The sequence below is a fragment of the Proteus sp. CD3 genome, from assembly GCF_008808075.1.
Taxonomy (GTDB): Bacteria; Pseudomonadota; Gammaproteobacteria; order Enterobacterales; family Enterobacteriaceae; genus Proteus; species Proteus appendicitidis.
Genome location: NZ_CP019686.1, coordinates 1,023,936 through 1,045,939, shown reverse-complemented (window position 1 = coordinate 1,045,939; position 22,004 = coordinate 1,023,936). Strand labels below are relative to the sequence as shown.

19 protein-coding genes are annotated in these 22,004 nt (G+C 38.1%); 11 read left to right on the top strand and 8 right to left on the bottom strand.

Translation table 11 applies throughout. The features are described 5' to 3' along the window. Positions 1-117: 117 nt before the first annotated feature. The 3 genes from macB to BTA34_RS04660 form a co-directional block, all read right to left on the bottom strand. Entirely contained in the window at positions 118-2,064 is a 1,947-nt protein-coding gene (macB, locus tag BTA34_RS04670) for a macrolide ABC transporter ATP-binding protein/permease MacB (RefSeq protein WP_151434684.1), read from the bottom strand. Next, positions 2,064-3,173 carry a macrolide transporter subunit MacA gene (gene macA, locus BTA34_RS04665; RefSeq protein WP_151434683.1) on the bottom strand — a complete coding sequence of 370 codons (1,110 nt, stop codon included), beginning with the start codon at positions 3,171-3,173 and terminating at the stop codon, positions 2,064-2,066. The genes macB and macA overlap by 1 nt, the downstream gene beginning before the upstream one ends. 135 nt (positions 3,174-3,308) lie before the next feature. After that, the gene (locus tag BTA34_RS04660; RefSeq protein WP_151434682.1) at positions 3,309-4,985 is read right to left on the bottom strand and encodes an ATP-dependent nuclease; all 1,677 of its coding nucleotides are present in this window, start codon (positions 4,983-4,985) and stop codon (positions 3,309-3,311) included. A gap of 341 nt (positions 4,986-5,326) precedes the next feature. Between BTA34_RS04660 and BTA34_RS04655 the strand changes: the two genes are divergently transcribed. The 6 genes from BTA34_RS04655 (at position 5,327) to artM (ending at position 10,733) form a co-directional block, all read left to right on the top strand. Next, positions 5,327-6,229, top strand: a complete 903-nt coding sequence (locus BTA34_RS04655) for a lysine exporter LysO family protein (protein WP_151434681.1) — start codon at positions 5,327-5,329, stop codon at positions 6,227-6,229. A 52-nt stretch (positions 6,230-6,281) separates the two neighbouring features. After that, complete coding sequence (locus tag BTA34_RS04650; protein ID WP_151434680.1) at positions 6,282-7,739, top strand: DUF2867 domain-containing protein; 1,458 nt, start codon at positions 6,282-6,284, stop codon at positions 7,737-7,739. Between the two features lie 112 nt (positions 7,740-7,851). Next, positions 7,852-8,580 (top strand): arginine ABC transporter ATP-binding protein ArtP, encoded by a 729-nt coding sequence (gene artP / locus BTA34_RS04645; RefSeq protein ID WP_151434679.1) that lies wholly within the window; start codon positions 7,852-7,854, stop codon positions 8,578-8,580. 14 nt (positions 8,581-8,594) lie between these two features. Continuing rightward, entirely contained in the window at positions 8,595-9,329 is a 735-nt protein-coding gene (gene artJ / locus BTA34_RS04640; protein WP_023581291.1) for an arginine ABC transporter substrate-binding protein, read from the top strand. A gap of 31 nt (positions 9,330-9,360) precedes the next feature. Then, positions 9,361-10,065: an arginine ABC transporter permease ArtQ gene (gene artQ, locus BTA34_RS04635; protein WP_151434678.1), complete on the top strand. Its 705-nt coding sequence runs from the start codon at positions 9,361-9,363 to the stop codon at positions 10,063-10,065. Further along, positions 10,065-10,733 (top strand): arginine ABC transporter permease ArtM, encoded by a 669-nt coding sequence (gene artM / locus BTA34_RS04630; protein ID WP_151434677.1) that lies wholly within the window; start codon positions 10,065-10,067, stop codon positions 10,731-10,733. The genes artQ and artM overlap by 1 nt, the downstream gene beginning before the upstream one ends. A gap of 94 nt (positions 10,734-10,827) precedes the next feature. Here the strand turns inward: artM and BTA34_RS04625 are convergent, their stop codons facing one another. The 4 genes from BTA34_RS04625 to BTA34_RS04610 all read right to left on the bottom strand — a co-directional run bounded on the left by BTA34_RS04625 (position 10,828) and on the right by BTA34_RS04610 (position 14,279). Next, positions 10,828-12,027 (bottom strand): multidrug effflux MFS transporter, encoded by a 1,200-nt coding sequence (locus BTA34_RS04625; RefSeq protein ID WP_151434676.1) that lies wholly within the window; start codon positions 12,025-12,027, stop codon positions 10,828-10,830. A gap of 105 nt (positions 12,028-12,132) precedes the next feature. Beyond that, a complete protein-coding gene (gene rlmC / locus BTA34_RS04620) occupies positions 12,133-13,266 on the bottom strand; it encodes a 23S rRNA (uracil(747)-C(5))-methyltransferase RlmC (RefSeq protein WP_151434675.1) in 1,134 nt (377 codons plus the stop codon). 30 nt (positions 13,267-13,296) lie between these two features. Beyond that, on the bottom strand, positions 13,297-13,809 hold the full coding sequence (locus BTA34_RS04615) for a YbjN domain-containing protein (protein ID WP_151434674.1): 513 nt from the start codon (positions 13,807-13,809) through the stop codon (positions 13,297-13,299). A 167-nt stretch (positions 13,810-13,976) separates the two neighbouring features. Continuing rightward, on the bottom strand, positions 13,977-14,279 hold the full coding sequence (locus BTA34_RS04610; protein WP_151434673.1) for a YbjC family protein: 303 nt from the start codon (positions 14,277-14,279) through the stop codon (positions 13,977-13,979). A gap of 172 nt (positions 14,280-14,451) precedes the next feature. On the opposite strand from BTA34_RS04610, the gene BTA34_RS04605 reads away from it, so the two are divergent. Next, complete coding sequence (locus tag BTA34_RS04605; protein WP_036912158.1) at positions 14,452-14,715, top strand: GrxA family glutaredoxin; 264 nt, start codon at positions 14,452-14,454, stop codon at positions 14,713-14,715. A gap of 253 nt (positions 14,716-14,968) precedes the next feature. Here the strand turns inward: BTA34_RS04605 and BTA34_RS04600 are convergent, their stop codons facing one another. Further along, positions 14,969-15,394 (bottom strand): secondary thiamine-phosphate synthase enzyme YjbQ, encoded by a 426-nt coding sequence (locus BTA34_RS04600; RefSeq protein ID WP_151434672.1) that lies wholly within the window; start codon positions 15,392-15,394, stop codon positions 14,969-14,971. A gap of 239 nt (positions 15,395-15,633) precedes the next feature. Between BTA34_RS04600 and ybjG the strand changes: the two genes are divergently transcribed. From ybjG to BTA34_RS04580, 4 genes are all read left to right on the top strand, one after another. Continuing rightward, positions 15,634-16,245, top strand: coding sequence for an undecaprenyl-diphosphate phosphatase (ybjG, locus tag BTA34_RS04595; RefSeq protein ID WP_151434671.1), 612 nt, complete (start codon positions 15,634-15,636; stop codon positions 16,243-16,245). A 910-nt stretch (positions 16,246-17,155) separates the two neighbouring features. Beyond that, a complete protein-coding gene (locus BTA34_RS04590) occupies positions 17,156-18,472 on the top strand; it encodes an HAAAP family serine/threonine permease (RefSeq protein ID WP_151434670.1) in 1,317 nt (438 codons plus the stop codon). 125 nt (positions 18,473-18,597) lie between these two features. After that, positions 18,598-19,962 (top strand): L-serine ammonia-lyase, encoded by a 1,365-nt coding sequence (locus tag BTA34_RS04585; RefSeq protein ID WP_151434669.1) that lies wholly within the window; start codon positions 18,598-18,600, stop codon positions 19,960-19,962. Positions 19,963-20,289: 327 nt separating this feature from the next. Next, positions 20,290-21,960 carry a formate--tetrahydrofolate ligase gene (locus tag BTA34_RS04580; protein ID WP_151434668.1) on the top strand — a complete coding sequence of 557 codons (1,671 nt, stop codon included), beginning with the start codon at positions 20,290-20,292 and terminating at the stop codon, positions 21,958-21,960. The last annotated feature ends 44 nt before the right edge of the window (positions 21,961-22,004 follow it).

Sequence of the window (22,004 nt, the reverse complement as noted above, 5' to 3'; positions counted from 1 at the left end):
AATACCTTTTACTCATAATAGTTGGGTATTTTTAGTCAAATAGAATACCTAATTCATTCAAATAAAAGCCCTTTATGTTTCAAGGGCTTTTATCTTATAGTTAGCGTTTAGTTTGCGTTATTCTCTCGCAAGAGCATCTATTGGATTCATTTTTGCTGCACTTCTTGCAGGTAAAAATCCAAAAATAACACCAATGGCAGTCGAACAAATAAAAGCACTCACTAATGCGATAGGCTGGAATACAAAATGCCAATCAGGCAACATCACACTTGCCACCATAGCAATACCAAATGAAAGACCTATTCCCAGTACCCCGCCAACTAAACACACCAATACGGACTCGATAAGGAATTGTTGCATCACATCACTTGCTCTGGCACCCACCGCCATTCTAATACCAATTTCTCGCGTTCTTTCTGTCACTGAAACTAGCATAATATTCATGACACCAATCCCACCCACGACTAATGAAATAACGGCCACTAAAGTGAGAAACAGTTGCATTGTTTGAGTTGTGCTTTCGGCAGCCTTAATAAAGCTATCAAGGTTATAAGTAAAAATATCTTTTTTACCGTGCCTTATCGTTAATAAACGGATAATTTGTTGCTCCGCAACACTGGCATCATAGCCTTCCGTTGCTCTTACTGTAATGCTATCAAGGTAACTTCGATTTAAAATACGGCTATTTAGCGTGCTGTAAGGTACCCATACTCTGAGCGATTGACCATTGCCAAAAGCCGATTTTTTCTCTGCAATGACACCAACAATGGTCGAGGGAATATTGCGAATAATGATTTGCTCACCAATAACTTCTTTTTTGGTAGGGAAAAACCGCTGACGGGTATTTTCATCAATAACGACAACTTGAGCTTGTCGCTCGATCATATCAGGTGTAAATGAACCACCTTGCGAAAACTTCATGGCATACACAGTGAAATAATCGTCACTAACACCCGCAACAGATGCAGGCGAGTCTTGATTTCCACGGCGTAATCGTGTGCTAAATTGCACTTGTGGTGTAACAGCTTGTACATAAGATTGTTGTTTTAAAGCAAAGACATCTTGCAATGTTAACGATTGTCTATCTTCTGGTGAATCGCTGCCAAAATCTTTCCCTGGATAGATATCAATAGTATTAGAGCCAATCGCTTTTATATCTGCCAGCACCATGCTTTTAGCGGCATCACCAATCACAATAATAGTGACGACAGAGGCTATACCAATAATAATGCCGAGCATCGTTAGCAACGTGCGTATTTTATTCACAACCATTGCACGCCAAGCCATATCTAATGCTTGTGTAAAACGCCCGAATATTTGCCCAAAATACGAAGAAGCTAAAACAGGGGGTGTCTCTTTTTTAACTTTATTTGCTGTTCTTTGATGGTAATTATCATTAATAATCTTACCATCTTTTATTTCTATAATTCGCTCAGCCTGTGCCGCAATTAAAGGATCATGGGTCACGATAATAACCGTGTGCCCTTGTTCATTTAATTGCTTAAGAATAGACATAACCTCTTTACCAGAATGACTATCCAATGCCCCTGTTGGCTCATCTGCAAGAATGACTTCACCACCATTCATTAATGCTCTAGCAATACTTACGCGCTGTTGCTGACCGCCAGAGAGTTGATTAGGTCGATAATCAACGCGATCACCTAATCCTAAGCGTGTTAATAGTTCACGCGCCCTTTCTTTTCTTTGAGTAGCATTTTTATCTGCATAAATCGCAGGAATTTCAACATTCTGTTCTGCACTTAAATGCGACATCAAATGGTAGCGTTGAAAGATAAAACCAAAATGCTCGCGGCGTAATGCTGCAAGTTGGTCGCCTTCCATTTTCGCAACACTTTGACCTGCGACTTTATATTCACCGCTACTTGGTTTATCTAAGCAGCCTAAAATATTCATTAAAGTCGATTTACCGGAGCCAGAAGCCCCGATAATCGCCACCATTTCTCCGGCATTAATCGTTAATGAAACTTTATTGAGAACAACGGTTTCTTCTTCACCATTGGTATATAAACGGCTAACCTCATCTAGCTCTAATAATGCGGGCATTATGCTTCTCCTGAAGTTTTACCCAGAATAACCTCATCGTTTTCTTTCAATCCGCTGAGAACTTCTGCATAAACATCAGTACGCATACCTATTTTTACAGTGCGTCTTTCTGGCTGACCATTAACCAATACATCAACATAATATTCATTAATACCCGCATCCTCACCTAATACTGAAAGTGGAACAAGAAGCACCCCTTTTTTAGTTTCGATAAGGATTTTAACTTGTGCGGTCATTTGCAACCGTAATAAATGTTGTTCATTCGGCACTTCAAAACGCGCATAGTAGAAAATTGCATCATTAATTTTTTCAGGTGTCGGAAGAATATCTTTTAATTTACCGCTAAAGGCTTTATCTGGCGCGCCTAAAACAGTAAAAGAAGCGCTGAGATCAGGCTTTAAATAAATAACGTCAGCTTCGGATACTTCTGCCTTTACCAGCATTGTGTCTAAGTCAGCTAAAGTTAAAATCGTAGGCGCTTCTTGCGCGGCAATCACTGTTTGACCTTCAAGAGTTTTAATAAACGTGACAACACCATCCATAGGCGCAGTTATCCGTGTATATTGCAGATTCGTTCTTGCGGTATCTAATGTCGCTTGGTTCTTTTTAATTTGTGCTTGATAAGTGATGATGCGCGCTTTTTTCACTTCAACATCGGTTCTAGTACGATCAAGCTCTTCTTGTGCAATAACATGGGTCGCAATCAATTTTAATTGTCGCTGATATGTCAATTGCGCCAAACGTAATTCAGCCTGTGCTTGTTGAAGATTGGCTTTAAGCTCATTATTTGTTTCTTGAGATTCTGTGACGTCATTTTGTGCTTTTTTAGGATCAATAATCGCCAATAAATCACCTTTTTTAACGGCATCGCCCTCTTTTACATATAAAGTTTGTAGCTGACCACTAACCTGCGCACCTACATCTACTTTACGCACAGCATCAAGCTTACCAGTTGCGGTGACTTCTTTTGACAGATCACCTCGTGTGATCTGCTGTGTTTGATATATCGGTGCCTTATCTTTTGGCAAAAAAAAGTACGTCGCAATTGCTGCAACAATTAAAATAAGGGTGAGCACTTTCCCTCGCTTTTTTAAAGATAAAAAAGCCATAATTCTTCCTTCTTAAACATAAAGATGACATAACTCATACAAAGCTTTAGCTATGAGATTTTATTCTCATAGCTAAATAAAATACGTGTAGATCTGGTGAATTTATCTTACTTACATAAATGTAGTGGATTTGAATTAATTCGCCTTGCCTCTTGCAAGCCATGCAACACGAGAGAACATACTTTTCAGTATGGAAGGGATGGAGTCTACTCCACGTTGAGCCGCATTGTTAGCTACCGTTAGTGCGAGATCAGGCTTGGATGAACGTTGAATGGCTTTAATGATCACGCGTCGAGTTGGCCATTTTTCATTATCTGGCACACCTGCGACATCATGATATACATTGCGAAAGCCTTCTTTATATAAAAAATGTTCCATATCTAACGCAGGAAGCTTCGTTAATCTATCACGCTCTGCATCATTGCTTTTTAATGCAAAATCCTTAACGGTCGCGGCATATTTCTTACCCGCTTCATCACCATCTACTAAGGTATGCCATTCTATACCCATATAAGTTGCGTACTTTAATAATGGCTTAAGCCCACATTGAGCAAACTCAATAACTTTTATTCCTTCCGCTTCAAAGAAATAATTACATTGCCTTGCCAATTCATTCATTAACCAAATCTCTGTTTCACCTTCAACCAATAACCAACAGCGCGCAAATAACGCAGAGGGTCTGTTATAACGAATATGAAATGAGATACGTCGCTCTTCATCAGAATGTAGTTGCTGATCTCCAACACGGTAAGCCGCAACTTTATCGGTATCACGCACTAAACGGCAAACGCTTTGCAGCGGTGCGAGTGAAAGCAGTTCACCTGAGTTTGTAGTTGTGATCCGTTGTAATGAGAAAAGATTGAGTAATCCCCAAGCCACCGAAAGCATAATAGGATGTAAACGCGTTTCTGGGTTTTCAACAATCACAATAGGTCTTGCATAAGGATCGAGCGCAACACTACCACGAGATTGTAAGATAGAAGAAAACATCCCCAAGATAATTAATCGAATACTTCTCTGATTGGGTTTTGCCAACACTTTATTGATATTTTCTAAGGCATGCCAGCCACGTACATGAGGCTCGTTAACTTTGCGATGGTGGGCGCGCGATTTAAACAGCAACGAACCGTGATCTGCAAAATAATGCCCTAACAGTTGTTGCATTGCATCAAGACCTTCACGCAAATCTTCATCTGACAACTCGTCCGGATTTTTGACTAACGCTTTGGTTAACTCGCTCATTTTATTATTAAACGCTTCTCGATGAGGATTATTATGAGAATCGATAACGTCAGAGGTGAGATCACGAACAAAACGCGCATCTTGTAAGCGAAGAACTGGATAAAGCCTCACTATCTCTGCAATGATTTCTTGAGTTTGCCCATTAGGTAAGCGAATTTGCTTGCCTTCTTTATCAAGAAAATAGCGGAATGTTTTTACATTCTTTTGTTCATCTAATTCCGCACTGATACGGTAATAGATATGTTTAAGATCATCCCCATTTTCAACCCATACAGGCGCGATTTTATGGAAGCGATAAGAGCGATGACGTCCCGGGCGAGATTCAGTAAACGTTAAAATAATTTGTAGGCTTTTTTTGCCATTTTCTTCAGGTTCATTCGGCAAACGATGGAAATCATCAGGTGTAAATGCATATTGATAGGTTTCAATACCCAAACTGAGTGTTAACGCATCAAGTAATGAGCTTTTACCCCACGCATTTTCACCCACTAAGACTGTATTCATATCAAGAGGTAATGAAAGACGATTAAGTCCACGGAATCCAACTATTTCCACTCTTTCTAAATACATAAATTCCCTCGTCAGTTGCGACTAAGCTATGGTTTTATTTTATTCTTCCTATCTTCACTTTATGCTTAATCAGCAATAATTTCACTTAATGTATATTTTCATTAAATCACAGTTCAAGATAGCCGTAATAAAATTTACTCAACTATTCGATATATACCCATTTTGTTCGCTTTTCAATCAATTAAAGCCTCTTACACCTAAACATGGTAGGCTCGTTAACCTTAATAAATATTTTAGACTTATCTTAATTTCTGTATCCACAACATCATAAGTAAATGTTATAATCCAATTCACGTTATTAGTTTATTTTATAATTTAAGCACACTCAGTAAGGAATAGAAATGCTATCAGGATTATTAATTATCCTACTTCCGCTTTTTGTAGGGTATTTGATTAAGTTAAACAATCGCCCATTACTTCATCTGGCAAACCGCCTGCTTAGCGCGATGGTTTACGTTATCCTATTTCTAATGGGCGTTAGTTTAGCCATGCTAGATAATATTGGTGAAAACTTAGTCTCGATTCTTTCTTATGCTAGTGTTTTCTTTTTATGTACATTTGGTGCCAACTTACTGTTTTTATGGTTACTGGATAAAAAAGATCCTTGGCACGTCCCTGCGCATAAACAGTCCAAGCCCCCTTCACGCATAAAAATGGTACTTGAATCGCTACAATTATGTGGTGTCGTTGTTGTGGGTTTCTTTGTTGGTTTAACAGGCTGGTCAATTTTCCATTATGCCTCTCATGCCAGCCAAGGCGCGCTTATCTTTTTACTTTGGTTAGTCGGATTACAATTACGCAATAGCGGAATGAGTCCAAAGCAAATTCTTATCAACCGTCGAGGAACAACCATTGCCGTCGTGATGGGCTTTAGTGCGCTTGCTGGTGGTGCTTTAGCCGCTTACTTACTAGGATTACCGATGAAAATGGGATTAGCGATTGCATCAGGTTATGGTTGGTATTCATTATCGGGTATTGTGCTCACTGATGCATTTGGTCCTGTTATTGGTAGTACTGCATTTTTCAATGACTTAATGCGTGAATTAGCGGCAATTATGCTTATTCCTATCATTGTTAATCGTTATAGAAATACGGCATTAGGAATTTGTGGTTCAACATCTATGGACTTTACCTTGCCTGTTTTACAACGCAGTGGCGGTGTTGCCATTGTGCCAGCAGCGATTGTGCATGGATTCGTGTTAAGTTTAATCACACCAATCTTGATGGCGTTCTTTACTTCATAGAAAAATCAGTAACAATAGAACGATAACGTTCTCTTTTTACAATGGATTAACCATGAATCAACAGCGTGTATTAGTACTTGGTGCCAGTGGGCATATTGGTCAAAATCTTATTCCAGCTCTGATAAAACAAGGTCATCAGGTCACTGCCGGCGCTCGTAGAATTGACTGGATGATGTCTCAAGGTTGGGAAAATACACGCTGTATCTTTGTTGATTTACATGATCCAGAAACCTTAAACAGTGTCATGCACGATACTGATATCGTTTATTATCTTGTTCATAGTATGGGAGATGCGCATAATCTAATTGAACTAGAGCGTCAAGCTGCCATTAATGTTGTTGAAGCACTTGAAGGCTCGAATGTTCAACAAATTATCTTTTTAAGTGCCTTACAACATGAAGATCAACAATACTCTCCTCACCTTATTGCACGAAAACTGACAGGTGAAGTATTAAGAACCAGCTCCATCCCGGTAACAGAAATTCGTACCTCAATGATTGTCGGTCCTGGTTCAGCCGCTTTTGAAATTATGCGTGATATGGTTTATAACCTCCCCATTCTTACGCCACCTCGCTGGGTTCGGTCAAAATCCTCCCCTATTGCCTTAAAAAATTTAATTCACTATTTAACGGAAATTATTCATCACCCTACACATCAGCACCGGATTTTTGATGCAGGTGGCCCTGAATACATCAGCTATCAAACACTTTTTGAGCGCTTTATTAAAATTTCGGGTAAAAAGCGGATGCTAATTCCCATCCCAATGCCAGCTAGTTTAATTTCGGCAGGATTTATCAGTATGATAACGTCTGTGCCCACCTCGATTGCCAAAGAGCTGATCCAAGGGCTGAAATACGATCTTCCTGCCAACGATGAGCGATTACGTAAACTGATCCCTCAGTCTCTAATTAAATTTGATGATGCGGTAAAAGAAACACTCGCTGATGAAGAGGCCGCGTTAGATAACCAAGATTGGGGTTACTCTTCGGCGGTTCGTAGTCGCTGGAAACCCGGCTATGGCTATTACCCTAAAAATGCGGGTTGCACAGTATCCACACCTGCAAGCGCGGCATCCCTTTGGCATACAGTACAACAAATCGGCGGTGAACAAGGGTATTTCTATGGTAACGCCTTATGGAAAACACGCGCCATTATGGATGATATTGCAGGGAATAAAGTCACTTACGGACGACCTTCTCGAGAAACGTTAGAACTTGGCGATATGATTGATGGTTGGCGAGTGATTAAACTGGAGCCTGAAAAACAGCTCACACTGTTATTTGGAATGAAGGCGCCCGGTTTAGGCAGACTCTCTTTCACGATCCACGACAGTGGTCATCTGCGTTCAATAGATGTTCGTGCTTGGTGGCACCCTGCAGGATTTAGTGGATTACTTTATTGGTTTGCCATGATGCCTGCGCACTTATTTATTTTCAAAGGTATGGCTAAAACAATAAGTACTAACGCTTACAAACTGGATAAAAATTCACCTACTAGTGAAAAAAAATAGCCGAATTACCCATTTTTACATAAAAAAACCACTTTATTATGCAGTTTTAGTTGCATAATTATTCTCACCGTTTTATTATTTGAACCAGTTAATGACTATTCAGAAAAAACGCATGAGTATTCAATTAAAAAACATAAATTGTTTCTACGGTTCGCACCAAGCACTCTATGATATTAATCTAGAATGCTCTGCTGGTGAAACAATGGTTCTATTAGGACCAAGTGGTGCAGGTAAAAGCTCCCTAATGAGAGTTCTTAATTTATTAGAAATGCCACGTTCAGGCGAATTAGAAATTGCGGGTCTGCATTTTGACTTTAGCCAACAGCCTAACGCAAAGGCAATTCGTTCATTACGCCAAAATGTGGGCATGGTATTTCAACAATATAATTTATGGCCACATTTAACGGTTCTTGATAATTTAATTGAAGCACCTTGCCGTGTATTAGGTTTATCAAAACCACAGGCCAAAGAAAAAGCAATGAAATTACTTGGACGTTTACGTTTAAGTGAATATGCAGAACGTTTCCCACTGCATTTATCAGGGGGACAGCAACAACGTGTTGCTATTGCTAGAGCCTTAATGATGGAGCCTCAAGTTCTCTTATTTGATGAACCAACGGCAGCTTTAGATCCTGAAATTACCGCTCAAGTTGTTGATATTATCAAAGAACTTTCTGAAACGGGTATTACACAAGTGATTGTGACCCACGAAGTTGAAATTGCACGCAAAGCCGCGAGCAAAGTTGTATATATGGAAAACGGTCGTATTATAGAGCAAGGTGATAACTATCGTTTCACAGCTCCACAAACGGAAGCTTTTGCTAATTACTTGTCACACTAAATCAGGATCAGACAATGAAAAAAATATTATTTGCGGCACTTCTGACCAGTATTACACTTTCTGCAACTGCGGCTGAGAAAGAAACAATCCGTTTTGCAACGGAAGCAACGTATCCTCCATTTGAAATGATTGATGCAAATAATCAAATTGTGGGATTTGACGTTGATTTAGCAAATGCAATGTGTGCAAAAATTAATGCGGACTGTACCTTTACCAATCAATCATTTGATAGTTTAATTCCTAGCCTGAAATTCCGTCGTTTTGAAGCATTAATGGCAGGCATTGATATTACGCCAGAGCGTCAAAAACAAGTTGATTTCACTGATTCTTACTATGATAACTCAGCAGTATTTATCACAGTAACAGGTAAAATCTCTGATGTTGCGAGCCTAAAAGGTAAACAAATTGGTGTACAAAATGGGACAACCCATCAGAAATTCATCAATGAACAACACAAAGAGATGAAAACGGTTCCTTATGACAGTTATCAAAATGCGGTATTAGATCTGAAAAATGGTCGTATCGAAGCTATCTTTGGTGACACGGCTGTGGTTAATGAATGGCTGAAAAAGAATCCTGAATTAGGTATTGTAGGTGATAAAGTTGCAGATCCTAACTATTTTGGTACTGGTCTTGCGATTGCAGTAAGAAAAGGCAATGCTGATTTACAAGATAAATTAAATAAAGCGTTAGCTGAAGTAAAAGCTGATGGCACCTATGATGTCATTTATAAAAAATGGTTTGAATAACGATATTTCAATAACAACAATAGTTTAATAGATGAATGAAATAACAACTCTAGCAGGTGCGGCCGTCACAACGGTCTCACTTGCTATTTCTGCTCTTATCATCGGATTAGTTCTTGCCATGCTGTTTACAGCTTGGGAATCCGCGAGATGGAAAGCCTTTGCTTTCTTAGGAACATGCTGGGTAACACTAATTAGAGGACTACCAGAAATGCTGGTGGTTCTTTTTGTCTATTATGGCACCTTGCAAGGTGTCATGATGCTAATGGATGGTATTGAATTAGGTGCTTTCACCTTACAAATTGATTTTGGTGATACTGAATCTTTACCTTTCTATTGCGGTGTTATCGCCCTTTCACTTCTTTATGCTTCTTATGCTTCACAAACTTTACGTGGTGCATTAAAAGCCGTACCAACAGGACAATGGGAAGCCGGCCAAGCATTAGGCATGGGTCGTATTACTATTTTCTTCCGCTTTATCATGCCTCAAATGTGGCGTCACGCTTTGCCGGGTTTAGGTAATCAGTGGTTAGTACTCTTGAAAGACACCGCGTTAGTCTCATTAATCAGCGTCAATGATTTAATGCTACAAACACAAAGTATCGCCAATAGAACTCAAGAGCCTTTTACTTGGTATAGCATTGTTGCTCTGATTTATTTAGCAATTACATTGGTCAGTCAATATATCCTGAAATGGCTAGAAATGAGAACGACCCGATTTGAACGGAGTGCCTCATAATGTGGGATTATATTGTTGATATATTACCGGGATTACCAACCAGCCTTTCTTTAACAATTGTGGCGCTATTGGTTGCATTTACTTTATCGGTATTAATGACCTTTATTTTGGCACTAAAAACACCGGTTATTAGCCAAATAGTAAAAGCTTATATTACCTTATTTACGGGTACACCATTATTGGTGCAGTTCTTCTTAATCTATTATGGTCCTGGGCAATTTCCTGCGTTGAAAAACTTCCCATTGATTTGGGAGTTATTATCAACACCTTGGTTTTGTGCAATGGTCACATTAGCATTAAATAGTGCGGCATATTCAACCTTACTTTTCTATGGTGCTGTAAGAGCTATCCCATCAGGGCAATGGCAATCTTGCCAAGCGCTAGGCATGTCTCCAATACAAACGGCAAGAGTGATATTACCTTACGCATTTAAGCGTGCGCTTTCATCATATTCAAACGAAGTGGTCTTAATATTCAAAAGCACCTCACTTGCCAGTACCATCACCTTACTTGAGTTAACAGGTTATAGCCGACAAGTTTTTGGTCAAAGTTATGATGTAATGGTTTTTGTTGCAGCAGGTATTATTTATCTGTGTATCAACGGAATATTGACTCTTTTAATGAGATTAATTGAGAAAAAAGCCTTAGAGTTTGAGCATCGTAATTAAAAACGTGTAAACCGAACTGTCGATATAAAAACACCCCAGTAGGTTATCATTCTGGGGTGTTTTTTTATGTTTGAATAAATAACAAATAATTGTTCTATTCTGGTGTAGCCTGTTTTTCTATTAACGCTTCTTTGTGGCTTACTCTATAAGCGTTCAACGCTAATAAACTGCCAAGTAACATCACAATAGCTAACGCTAATTTCGGTTGTACTGGTGAAGCCAACGCGGTTAAACCAAAGGCTGCACCACCTGCCATTTGAATAAAACCCACTAATGCAGAGGCAATACCTGCTGTTTTTGAATAAGGTTCAAGTGCATAACTTGTCGCGGGTCCCATAATAAAAGCAAGCCCCGCACAAGCACTTGCCACAGGAAGCATATAGATCAACCAATGATCCTGCATTGCGGCTGGAATAAGCAACAAGCTACCTAACAAGCTCACACAGCCTAATCCCATCAGCCCACTCCCTAAGATCAAACAAACAGGTCTGCCGGCACGGTGAATAACGCGGTTCGCATAAAAACTAACAAACATGATCCAAAAACCATTTACACCAAAAACAATAGAAAAAATCAGTGCTGATAATTTTGCATCATTCATCAATACAATTGGGGCGAATGACACATAGGTTAATGCCATCCCCATTGTTCCTGCATTCACTAAAGCAAAAGTTAAAAAGCGTTTACTGCATAAAATCTCAAGGTATGTTTTACCTAATTTTTGCTTTGATTGAGCAGTATTTTCAGGCTTTGTTTCTGGTAAAAAGCGGGTGATCAAAATCAACACAAACACTGAATAGAAAATTAAGAACCCGAAAGGAGCACGCCATCCCCAATATTCTGCTAATAATCCACCTAATAATGGCGCCAATGCAGGGATAATATTTAACGTACCATTTAAAAAACCAAAAACGCGGGCGGCTTCATTACCATTAAAACAGTCACGAACACAGGTAAAAGCGACAACAGAAGTACAGCACACAGCTGAAGCTTGTAATAATCGCGAGATAATAAAAAGCGTTGAGTCTGTCGAAATTGTTGCAATAACAGAACCCACAATATAGATAAGTATTCCCGCGATAGCGATAGGTTTACGACCAAACCTATCCACTAAAGGTCCCGATATAAGTTGCCCTACACCTAAGACTAAAATAAATAAAGCGATAGTTGATTGGATAAGGGATACGCTACTTCCTAAATCTTGAGCAATCGTAGGTATCGTCGGTAAATAGAGATCGATCCCCAAAGGTCCCAATAACACCATCACTAATAACAACGCTTTTAAGTTCTGCATAAAATAGAATGCCCATCTAATAAAAAAGAAAACGCCCGATGTTATCCATCGAGCGTTAAATGCTTATTTATACTAACACTCAATTACTATTTTGTAATAAATATCTTAGTCATCTTGTAATACTAATAACGTAAGGACTTCATAGTGAGAAGTATGCGGAAACATATCAAACAATTGCACTCTATCTATCTGATAATGTGAAAGTTGCTGGATATCTTTTGCCATGGTTTGAGCATTACAACTTGAGTACAGGATAAAGCGAGGTTTCATTTTATTTAGATAACCGCATAATGCCTCACCAATACCTCTTCTTGGTGGATTAACAAGCACTAATTCAGGAACAGACTCTTTTGCTAATGCATAGCCTGTTGAATCTAACGCTTGAAACTCAACATGCTCTAGCCCTAATTCCTGAGCTGATAAACGTGCGCATTCAATAGCTTCTGGGCTAATTTCAATACCTGTTAATTGGGTTGATTTATCTGCACAATGCAACCCAAAGCCCCCTGAACCACAAAACATATCCCACAAATGCGTGATATTTAATTCTCTTACCCAACGACCTGCTGTGGCATAAAGTGATGAAGCCACCGCTGGATTGGTTTGAAAAAAGCCTCTTGGACGAATATGCAATGGAATTTGGTTAAATGATTCATCCAAGAACGTTTTTTCAGTCAGAATAATTTCTTGCTCGCCTTCCAAAATAGCCATATGAACAGGTTGAATATTCACGGAGATAACCGCTAATTGAGGCAATTGCGCTTGTAACCAAGGAAGTGCTTTGCGAAGTTGTTCTAGTTTTTTTTCTGAGCGCAAAACAAAGCGCAACATCATGGTGCGATTACTTCGACTCTCAGTTAATAAAATAAACTTGAGTTCACCGCGACGACGTTCGATGTCGTAAGGCACTAACCCTGCTTTTGCAATAAATGTTTTTAAAACAGGAAACACGGGTGCAAAAGAAACTGGGTACAGTGGGCATTCACATAAATCGACAGCCATACCGTCTTTCGTTTTTAAGCCTAAGACAGGTCTTTCGACACTCCCGCTGACGACCATTTTTGCTTTATTACGAAACTGCGCCTGTTGGCTTTCTACTGGCGCTAATTTATCAAAAGCATAATCTTCTGGAAGTAATGCTAATAAGCTGTGCTGTTTTTTCTTGATTTGTTCAGGATAAGCAAGAGAAAGCCACTCACAAGAATGACATTCACCCGCACTAAATCGTGCGCATTGCATAAGATTTTGTGACCGTTATGGAGATTAATATTAATGTACAGTATAGGAGGAGTCAGTTGATGTGCTATTTATCTCAACATCTTCTTCGTCTTCTTCGTTTTCACTTTCTTGCTTTTCGCCATACAAGAAACCGTTATTAAAAATTTCCCTGACGACTTCAGCAGATTGCTCTTCTGCTTTTTGTAAGAATAGGTCAAATTGATTAAGTGAGATACCCGCAGCAACTGGGAATGATTGGCAGAAGACTAATTTTGGTAAGTTCTCATCACTAATTTCTAGAAATGTTTTAATAAATAAAGAGCTTGCATTAATTTGGCTTAGATTTGCCATTAATGGCACTATGGCTGACGGTTTTAGCTCAGCGATAGCGGTAAATACAAGTACATCCTCAAGAATATCAATTTTGGCATCAAAAATACCACTGATATATTGAAGATGCGGTAAATGTAACGCCTGACAAGAGTCACATTCATAATAAGCAATCTGTAATTCATCAAGCCAAGACTTTAGCTGATCCAGATCGGTAGTCACAACAGCGTTCATTCAAATAACCTTTACGCGCAAAAAATAGAGTGCCTTTTGGCATTGACGCTATTTTGCCACTTTTTCTATCTTGAAGGCACTAATAAATAGAAAAACTAAGAAAATTAAGCCAATTTACACATTGTTTTTTCTTAGTTTCTAATACATTTTTGAGGGAAAACAGATAGCTATTCTCTGTTATTCTCTTTTTTCTTTTTACTATTTAGGGATTTATGGTCAATCCCTAAAAAAGTTAATCGATAAATAGCACGCCATACAATATGGATAGCGGGCGGGATCATGCAGATAACCCCTAAAACAACTAATGTTAATTGTCCTGTATATGTTCCTAGCCACTGCGGAGAGGTCATATATTGATTGATATAAAGATAAGCAATCACCAATAAAACAATCCCGATTATTTCAATGATGATAATGGGTCTTGGCATATCTGATAGTGATTTCATATCTCGATTTGAAGGCTTTTCCATGATTTCTCCGCTAAATTGCTGTGTTGCAGTCCTATCTCATTATCCAGCAAATTGGTATAATTTATCACACTAAAAGGCAATAACTGTTTTTGTTTAGCCTAATAAAAGGGCATAGTAACAACCAATAGAAACTATTATGCCTGAATTTTATTTCCTCAATAAGGAGTGTCGTATGTTTGTTGTCATTTTTGGTCGCCCTGGTTGTCCATACTGTGTTCGTGCAAAACAACTGGCTGAAACTTTGTCTGAAAAACGTGACGATTTCGATTTCCGCTATGTAGATATTCAAGCTGAAGGAATTACAAAAGCTGATTTATCTAAAACTGTCGGTAAACCTGTTGAAACTGTGCCACAAATTTTTATTGATGAGAAACACATTGGTGGTTGCACAGATTTTGAAGCTTATGCTAAAGAAAATTTAGGCATCTACAATTAATTCAAAAGCGCTAAAACAGGTTATTTATCAATATGTTTTAGCGCTTTCTCTTTTTGCATCATCCATCTTTTCTTTATCTTCTCACTCTTTTCCCAAAAAAATTCTATTTTTTTTCATTAGCCAGCGAACTTTCTTTCTAACTCGTAGTCTGAATTAGTGCCACTGCTTTTCTTTGATGTCCCCAAATATTGAGGAGCCCGATAGTTTCAACCCTTTTGGTGAAATAACTGTCGGGTTTTTTATTGCTTGAAATTTAGTAACACTCACCTTGCAATGTCACAATAATGCGACGATTACCACCGTGATTACGATGTTCACCAAGATAAATTCCCTGCCAAACCCCTAAATTCAGCTCACCTTGACTAATAGGAACCGTAACACTTTGCCCAAGTAAGCTACTTTTAATATGCGCGGGCATATCATCACTGCCTTCATAAGTGTGAAGATAGTAATCTTCGTTCTCTTTTACGCTTTGATTAAAGAAATTTTCAAAGTCGCTTCGTACTGTCGGATCAGCATTTTCATTAATCGTTAATGAAGCCGATGTATGTTGAATAAAAAAATGAGCAATTCCAATTTTATATTGTCTTAGTTCCGGTAATTCTTGAATCAATGCTTGTGTAATTAAGTGAAATCCTCTTGGTCGTGCATTAAGGACTATATTTTTCTGGAACCACATAAAGTTATACCTCGTTGAAGATAAGAAAAAGAACGATGTGAGAGCAATAACATAAGCGCAATACTCTTTTTAAGAGTGCTTTAACTCAGTTTGCTATAAAACTGACAAATCTTTTAAAAAAAGCACAATTAAATAAGAAAAAAACACTTTACCCCTATTACTCCCTCATTTACCCTTAAAAACTTGCGTATTATGTATCATAAACATCGCTTATCAGTACGACATGTATGGAGCCTACTTTGCTGGAACAATTCAATTTAGCCGTATTTTCAATGATGAATGCAACACCTGCGGCATCTCCTTTAGAAATCGGTACGGCGATAATTATTGCTAAGTACCTTGTCTATCTTTTTCCGTTATCTTTAGTGTTCTATTGGTTATGGGGTAATGAAAAACATCTTAGCCAGCACAGAACATTGGTATGTAAAGCGGCTATCTCTTTAGTTATCGCACTTTCTATCTCTTGGGTGATTGGTGCTATTGCGCCTCATGCGCGCCCTTTTGCAGCCAACATTGGCTACAATTTTCTTGATCACGATGCAACACCATCATTCCCAAGTAACCATGGTACGTTTGTTTTCACCATTGCTTTAGCTTATCTCTTTTGGCATAACAGCAAACGTATTGGCTATATTATGCTCGGTTTAGGGCTTGCGATTGCTTGGTCACGTATCTATCTTGGTGTACATTGGCCAATCGATATGATTGGTGCCTTTATCGTTGCTCTACTTTCTTGTGGCCTTTGCCAGATCTTCTGGTCTAAAGGTGGAGACATACTCCAAAAATGGGTACAACAGCTCTATCAGCTCTGTTTTGCTTATCCTATTCGCAAGGGTTGGACAAAGGCATAACCTTTCTTATACCGAAAAAGACCACATTTATTGTGGTCTTTTTTTATATTTAGCTTAAGTAATGCCCTTCTTCAATATATTAATATATAAATAAAAATATTCTCTACTATTATAGTATTTGTCCAAAAAATAAATATGTTGTTATTTTAATCAAAATGAAACTTTTATATTCGTTATATAGCAACCTACCAAACTCATTTATTAACAAATTCATTGTCGTATTTATAAACAATATTCTACTTATAAATGAAATATAGCTATATTCATTTCATAAAATAAAGGAAATTCATTAATAAATAATCATATTGCATCGTTTCTATATTCTTTTGTCTAGTTTTAAACATTAATTAAAGAAAATAATTTATCATTATATTTCAATCATATGCGTGGTTAATATAATGTTTTAATTGTAAACAAAAATAACCTAATTGATTTTAATCATTTATTTCCTAGTTAATAAAAATACCTAAAAATAATCATTAACATATGAATATTTAAGTATTTAGCTTTATTTTGTATTTACTTTAAAATTGGAAAGTTATTTCAAAATGTTTTAAAAACCGCCTCGAAAAACACAAAATATAAAAAATGTTACATTTTCAGCTTTTTTAGTTATATTTAGCATTTGAGATGGTGATCACGGTAGTTTATCCTGAAAAACACTATATTCTGCAACTCTTAAGTCTAGATATAAACTTATAGAATATTTTTTCAAATTTTGGAAGGGTTTAACTCTTTTGAAATTTAAAGATTTTGTATGTGGTAATTGAAGATATTGAGATAACACCAGGTACTCAATGCACTCATTTATTCATAATTAAATTTATGCAGTGATTCATTTCTAAAAAGAAATACAATCGCGCTCTTATTTTATTCATTATTTTTTTACCGCGTTATTTCGGAGAGTATTATGGATACAACCAAAGTTGGTTCTATCGCGTCGGGTAACACCCAAGGTGATTACAAAACATGGCGTAAGTCAGATACAGTATGGATGTTAGGTTTATACGGTACGGCTATCGGTGCTGGTGTTCTATTTTTACCTATCAACGCAGGGATTGGTGGTTTAATTCCTCTGCTTATCATGTTAGTACTTGCGTTCCCAATGACCTTCTTTGCACACCGTGGTATGTGCCGCTTTGTGTTATCAGGTAAAAACCCAGGTGAAGATATCACTGAAGTTGTTGAAGAACACTTTGGTAAAACAGCAGGTAAATTAATCACCCTGCTCTATTTCTTCGCAATTTATCCTATTCTATTGGTTTATAGTGTTGCTATCACCAATACAGTAGAAAGCTTTATTGTGAACCAAATGCACATGGCTGCACCACCTCGCGCAATTTTATCGCTGATACTGATTATTGGTATCATGTCGATTATCCGCTTTGGTGAACAAGCTATCGTTAAAGCAATGAGCGTTTTAGTATTCCCATTTGTTGCGGTCCTGATGGTCTTAGCACTGTATCTGATCCCAGAGTGGAATGGTGCGGTTCTTGATACTCTCTCTTTTGATCACGCAACTACATCAGGTATGGGGCAAGGTCTATTAGTAACCTTATGGTTAGCTATCCCTGTAATGGTGTTCTCTTTTAACCACTCTCCAATCATCTCTGCGTTTGCTGTTGCAAAACGTGAAGAATACGGCGAAAACGCTGAGAAAAAATGTTCACGCATTTTAGCTTATGCACACATCATGATGGTTATCACCGTAATGTTCTTCGTGTTTAGCTGTGTATTTAGCTTAACACCAGAGAACTTAGCTGAAGCAAAAGCACAGAACATCAGTATTCTGTCTTACCTTGCTAACCATTTTGAAGCACCTGTTATCGCTTATATTGCTCCATTTATTGCTTTCGTTGCGATCACTAAATCATTCTTAGGTCACTACTTAGGTGCTCGTGAAGGTTTCAATGGTTTAATCATCAAATCACTGCGTGAGAAAGGTAAAACAATCGAAAAAGATCGTTTAAACAAAATCACTGCACTGTTTATGCTGGTTACAACTTGGATTGTTGCAACATTAAACCCAAGCATTTTAGGTATGATTGAAACATTAGGTGGCCCAATCATCGCGATGTTACTGTTCCTGATGCCAATGTATGCAATCCGTAAAGTACCAGCAATGAAGAAATATGAAGGCCATATCAGCAACGTATTTGTTGTAGTCATGGGTCTTATCGCAATCTCAGCAGTTTTCTATAGCTTAATTAACTCTTTCATTAGTTAATAAGACATCTAATGGCTACTTTCATAAAAGAAAGTAGCCATTACAGCTTTAGACTTCAAAGCTGACACTTCTCACTCTAATAATCACACAGTTGCGCCTTTAAATTAATTAGGGAGGCGAATATTATGGTTAGCGTCTTTGATATTTTTAAAATCGGTATCGGCCCTTCAAGCTCCCACACCGTAGGTCCAATGAAAGCAGGTAAAGAATTCGTCGATTTACTTGCTGAAAAAAATCTTCTCTCTTCTGTTTCCCGCGTTATCGTTGATGTTTATGGCTCTTTATCTTTAACAGGTAAAGGTCATGCAACGGATATTGCTATTATTATGGGACTCGCAGGAAATTTACCTGATACTGTCGATATTGATTCTATTGCCCCGTTTATTAAACAAGTAGAAGCAACCGGTCGCTTAATGCTGGCAAATGGCATAAAAGAAGTCGATTTTCCGGTTGAAGGCGGTATGAATTTTCATAAAACTAATCTTCCCCTCCATGAAAATGGCATGACCATTACCGCTTATAACGGTGAGCAAGTTTTATTGAAAAAAACCTATTATTCTATTGGTGGCGGTTTTATTGTTGATGAAGAACATTTTGGCCAACCTGCAGAAAATACGGTTCAAGTTCCTTATCCTTATCAATATGCGGCTGATTTACGTCGCCATTGCAAAGAAACAGGGCTTTCTTTATCAGCATTAGTGATGCAAAACGAATTAGCATTACGTAGCAAAGAAGAAATTTCGGCTCATTTCGCGGCTGTTTGGGACGTGATGAAGTCAGGTATTGAGCGCGGTGTAAATACTGAAGGCTTATTACCGGGGCCATTACGCGTACCTCGCCGTGCTTCTGCATTACGCCGTATGCTAGTCACAGAAGATAAAACGACAACCGATCCAATGACAGTTGTTGACTGGATTAATATGTTTGCACTTGCTGTGAATGAAGAAAATGCAGCTGGTGGACGTGTTGTTACAGCGCCAACAAACGGTGCCTGTGGCATTATCCCAGCAGTATTGTCTTACTATGATAAATTTATTCGTCCTGTAAATGAAAATTCTTACACTCGCTTTTTCTTAGTTGCTGGTGTTATTGGTTCACTTTACAAAATGAATGCATCTATCTCAGGCGCTGAAGTTGGTTGTCAAGGTGAAGTCGGTGTTGCTTGTTCAATGGCAGCAGGTGCGTTAACTGAGCTTTTAGGCGGTAGCCCAGAACAAGTTTGTATTGCAGCAGAAATTGCGATGGAGCATAACTTAGGGCTTACTTGTGACCCAGTGGCAGGACAAGTACAAGTTCCGTGTATTGAACGTAATGCTATCGCAGCCGTACAAGCTGTAAACTCATCTCGTATGGCTTTACGTCGTGTTAGCGATCCTCGTATTTGTTTAGATAAAGTCATTGAAACAATGTACGAAACAGGCAAAGACATTAATGCTAAATATCGTGAAACCTCTCAAGGTGGATTAGCCATTAAAATTTCTTGTGACTAAATCTGAACGTCTGAAATACAGATATTTATGATAGATAAGGCGCTGATATCAGCGCCTTTTTTGTTTATTAACATCAATCTCAACACTCTTCTTTTTTTAATATCCTCTTTTTTGTATGAGATTAAATTGTCATCCTTAGTTAAAATAGTTTTTTTGAAAAAATAGGCGCTAACCTCAAAAATTATTTAAATGACGTGACGATGAACTCGTTATCTAAAGTAAATAACTACAAATTAATCAATCTATTGGCCATATTTAGATTATTGTCTAGAGTTGATAAGTAAAGATCACTAGAGACATCATTAACGGGATAAAAAGAGAACTAAAATGAAATCAGATATTCAAATCTCCCAAGAAGCACACCTCTTACCTATTCAGGACATTGCTAAAAATTTAAATATTGATCAAGACGATATCGAGTTTTATGGCAAGTACAAAGCCAAATTTAGCCACAGCATTTGGCCAAAAATTGCGACAAAAAAGCCCGGAAAATTAGTTTTAGTGACAGCAATAAACCCGACACCGGCTGGTGAAGGCAAAACAACGGTGACTGTTGGATTAGGGCAAGCACTGAGTCATCTAGGAAAAAATGCCATTATTGCATTGCGTGAACCCTCTTTAGGTCCTTGCTTTGGCATTAAAGGTGGGGCAACCGGTGGTGGTTATTCACAAGTTGTTCCGATGGAAGATCTCAACCTTCATTTTACTGGCGATTTTCATGCTATTACCTCTGCTAATAACCTACTTGCAGCTATGCTTGATAATTCGATTTATCAAGGTAATCCTTTAAATATCGATCCTAAAAAAATCGTGTTTAAACGTTGTATGGATATGAACGATCGTACTTTACGTCATATTGTTGTGGGATTAGGTGGCGAAAAAGACGGTATCACCAGAGAAGATAATTTTGTTATTACTGTTGCCTCTGAAATTATGTCTATCCTATGTTTAGCCGCGGATATTGATGATTTAAAACAACGACTTTCTCGCATCATTGTTGCTTATTCTTATCATGGTGATCCTGTTACAGCAAACGATCTACAAGCTGTCGGGGCAATGGCAAGTTTATTAAAAGATGCTATTAATCCTAATTTAGTACAAACACTCGAAAATACTCCAGCCATTATTCATGGCGGTCCTTTTGCTAATATCGCCCATGGATGCAATAGCGTAAGGGCGACAAAACTTGCGCTTCAACTTGCTGATATTACGGTGACAGAAGCTGGTTTTGGTGCTGATTTAGGTGCCGAAAAATTCTTTGATATCAAATGCCGGATCAGTGGGTTACGCCCTGATTGTGCCGTGATTGTTGTCACCACCAAAGCGCTAAAATATAACGGTGGCTTAGGTAAAGGCGAATGGAATAATGAAGATTTAGTTGCCCTTGAAAAAGGCATTGTAAATCTTGAAAAACACATTGAAAACCTTAAAAAATATGGCTTACCCGTCATTGTCTCTCTTAATGCTTATATCACTGATAGTATTGCAGAGCACCAATTTATCGAACAATTTTGCCAAGAGAGAGATTGTCGCTTCGCAATGACTAAAGTATGGGAAAAAGGCGGCGAAGGTGGTATTGAATTAGCTAAGCAAGTGATTGATACACTTGAAAATGAACCGAGCCAATTTCAATTAATTTATCCTGATGATGTCTCACTTAGTCAAAAAATCGATATTGTTGCCAAAGAAATTTATGGCGCAGATGGTGTGACTTATAGCCAACATGCTCGTAAAATGTTAGAAAAGATAGAAAGTATGGGTTTTGCTCATTTCCCTGTTTGCATGGCAAAAACGCAATATTCACTCTCAGATGATCCCTCATTATTAGGTCGCCCGACTGACTTTACAATAAACGTTCGTGAAGTGTATGTTTCTGCTGGCGCTGGCTTTGTTGTCGCCTTAACAGGCTCTATCACAACGATGCCCGGATTACCGAAAACACCTGCTGCTATCGCGGTTAATGTTGATAATCAAGGTAAAATAGATGGGCTTATTTAAGTGATAAAATAGAAATATCCCTCTATTTTATTGAATATAAAAAA

Bases quoted from the DNA above. Each gene is read 5' to 3' on its own strand.
- BTA34_RS04660 (WP_151434682.1), bottom strand. From the start codon at position 4,985: ATGTATTTAGAAAGAGTGGAAATAGTTGGATTCCGTGGACTTAATCGT.
- BTA34_RS04625 (WP_151434676.1), bottom strand. From the start codon at position 12,027: ATGCAGAACTTAAAAGCGTTGTTATTAGTGATGGTGTTATTGGGACCT.
- BTA34_RS04615 (WP_151434674.1), bottom strand. From the start codon at position 13,809: ATGAACGCTGTTGTGACTACCGATCTGGATCAGCTAAAGTCTTGGCTT.
- artP (WP_151434679.1), top strand. From the start codon at position 7,852: ATGAGTATTCAATTAAAAAACATAAATTGTTTCTACGGTTCGCACCAA.
- artJ (WP_023581291.1), top strand. From the start codon at position 8,595: ATGAAAAAAATATTATTTGCGGCACTTCTGACCAGTATTACACTTTCT.
- BTA34_RS04650 (WP_151434680.1), top strand. From the start codon at position 6,282: ATGAATCAACAGCGTGTATTAGTACTTGGTGCCAGTGGGCATATTGGT.
- macB (WP_151434684.1), bottom strand. From the start codon at position 2,064: ATGCCCGCATTATTAGAGCTAGATGAGGTTAGCCGTTTATATACCAAT.
- macA (WP_151434683.1), bottom strand. From the start codon at position 3,173: ATGGCTTTTTTATCTTTAAAAAAGCGAGGGAAAGTGCTCACCCTTATT.
- BTA34_RS04610 (WP_151434673.1), bottom strand. From the start codon at position 14,279: ATGGAAAAGCCTTCAAATCGAGATATGAAATCACTATCAGATATGCCA.
- artM (WP_151434677.1), top strand. From the start codon at position 10,065: ATGTGGGATTATATTGTTGATATATTACCGGGATTACCAACCAGCCTT.
- BTA34_RS04585 (WP_151434669.1), top strand. From the start codon at position 18,598: ATGGTTAGCGTCTTTGATATTTTTAAAATCGGTATCGGCCCTTCAAGC.
- BTA34_RS04580 (WP_151434668.1), top strand. From the start codon at position 20,290: ATGAAATCAGATATTCAAATCTCCCAAGAAGCACACCTCTTACCTATT.
- artQ (WP_151434678.1), top strand. From the start codon at position 9,361: ATGAATGAAATAACAACTCTAGCAGGTGCGGCCGTCACAACGGTCTCA.
- BTA34_RS04605 (WP_036912158.1), top strand. From the start codon at position 14,452: ATGTTTGTTGTCATTTTTGGTCGCCCTGGTTGTCCATACTGTGTTCGT.
- BTA34_RS04655 (WP_151434681.1), top strand. From the start codon at position 5,327: ATGCTATCAGGATTATTAATTATCCTACTTCCGCTTTTTGTAGGGTAT.
- BTA34_RS04590 (WP_151434670.1), top strand. From the start codon at position 17,156: ATGGATACAACCAAAGTTGGTTCTATCGCGTCGGGTAACACCCAAGGT.
- rlmC (WP_151434675.1), bottom strand. From the start codon at position 13,266: ATGCAATGCGCACGATTTAGTGCGGGTGAATGTCATTCTTGTGAGTGG.
- BTA34_RS04600 (WP_151434672.1), bottom strand. From the start codon at position 15,394: ATGTGGTTCCAGAAAAATATAGTCCTTAATGCACGACCAAGAGGATTT.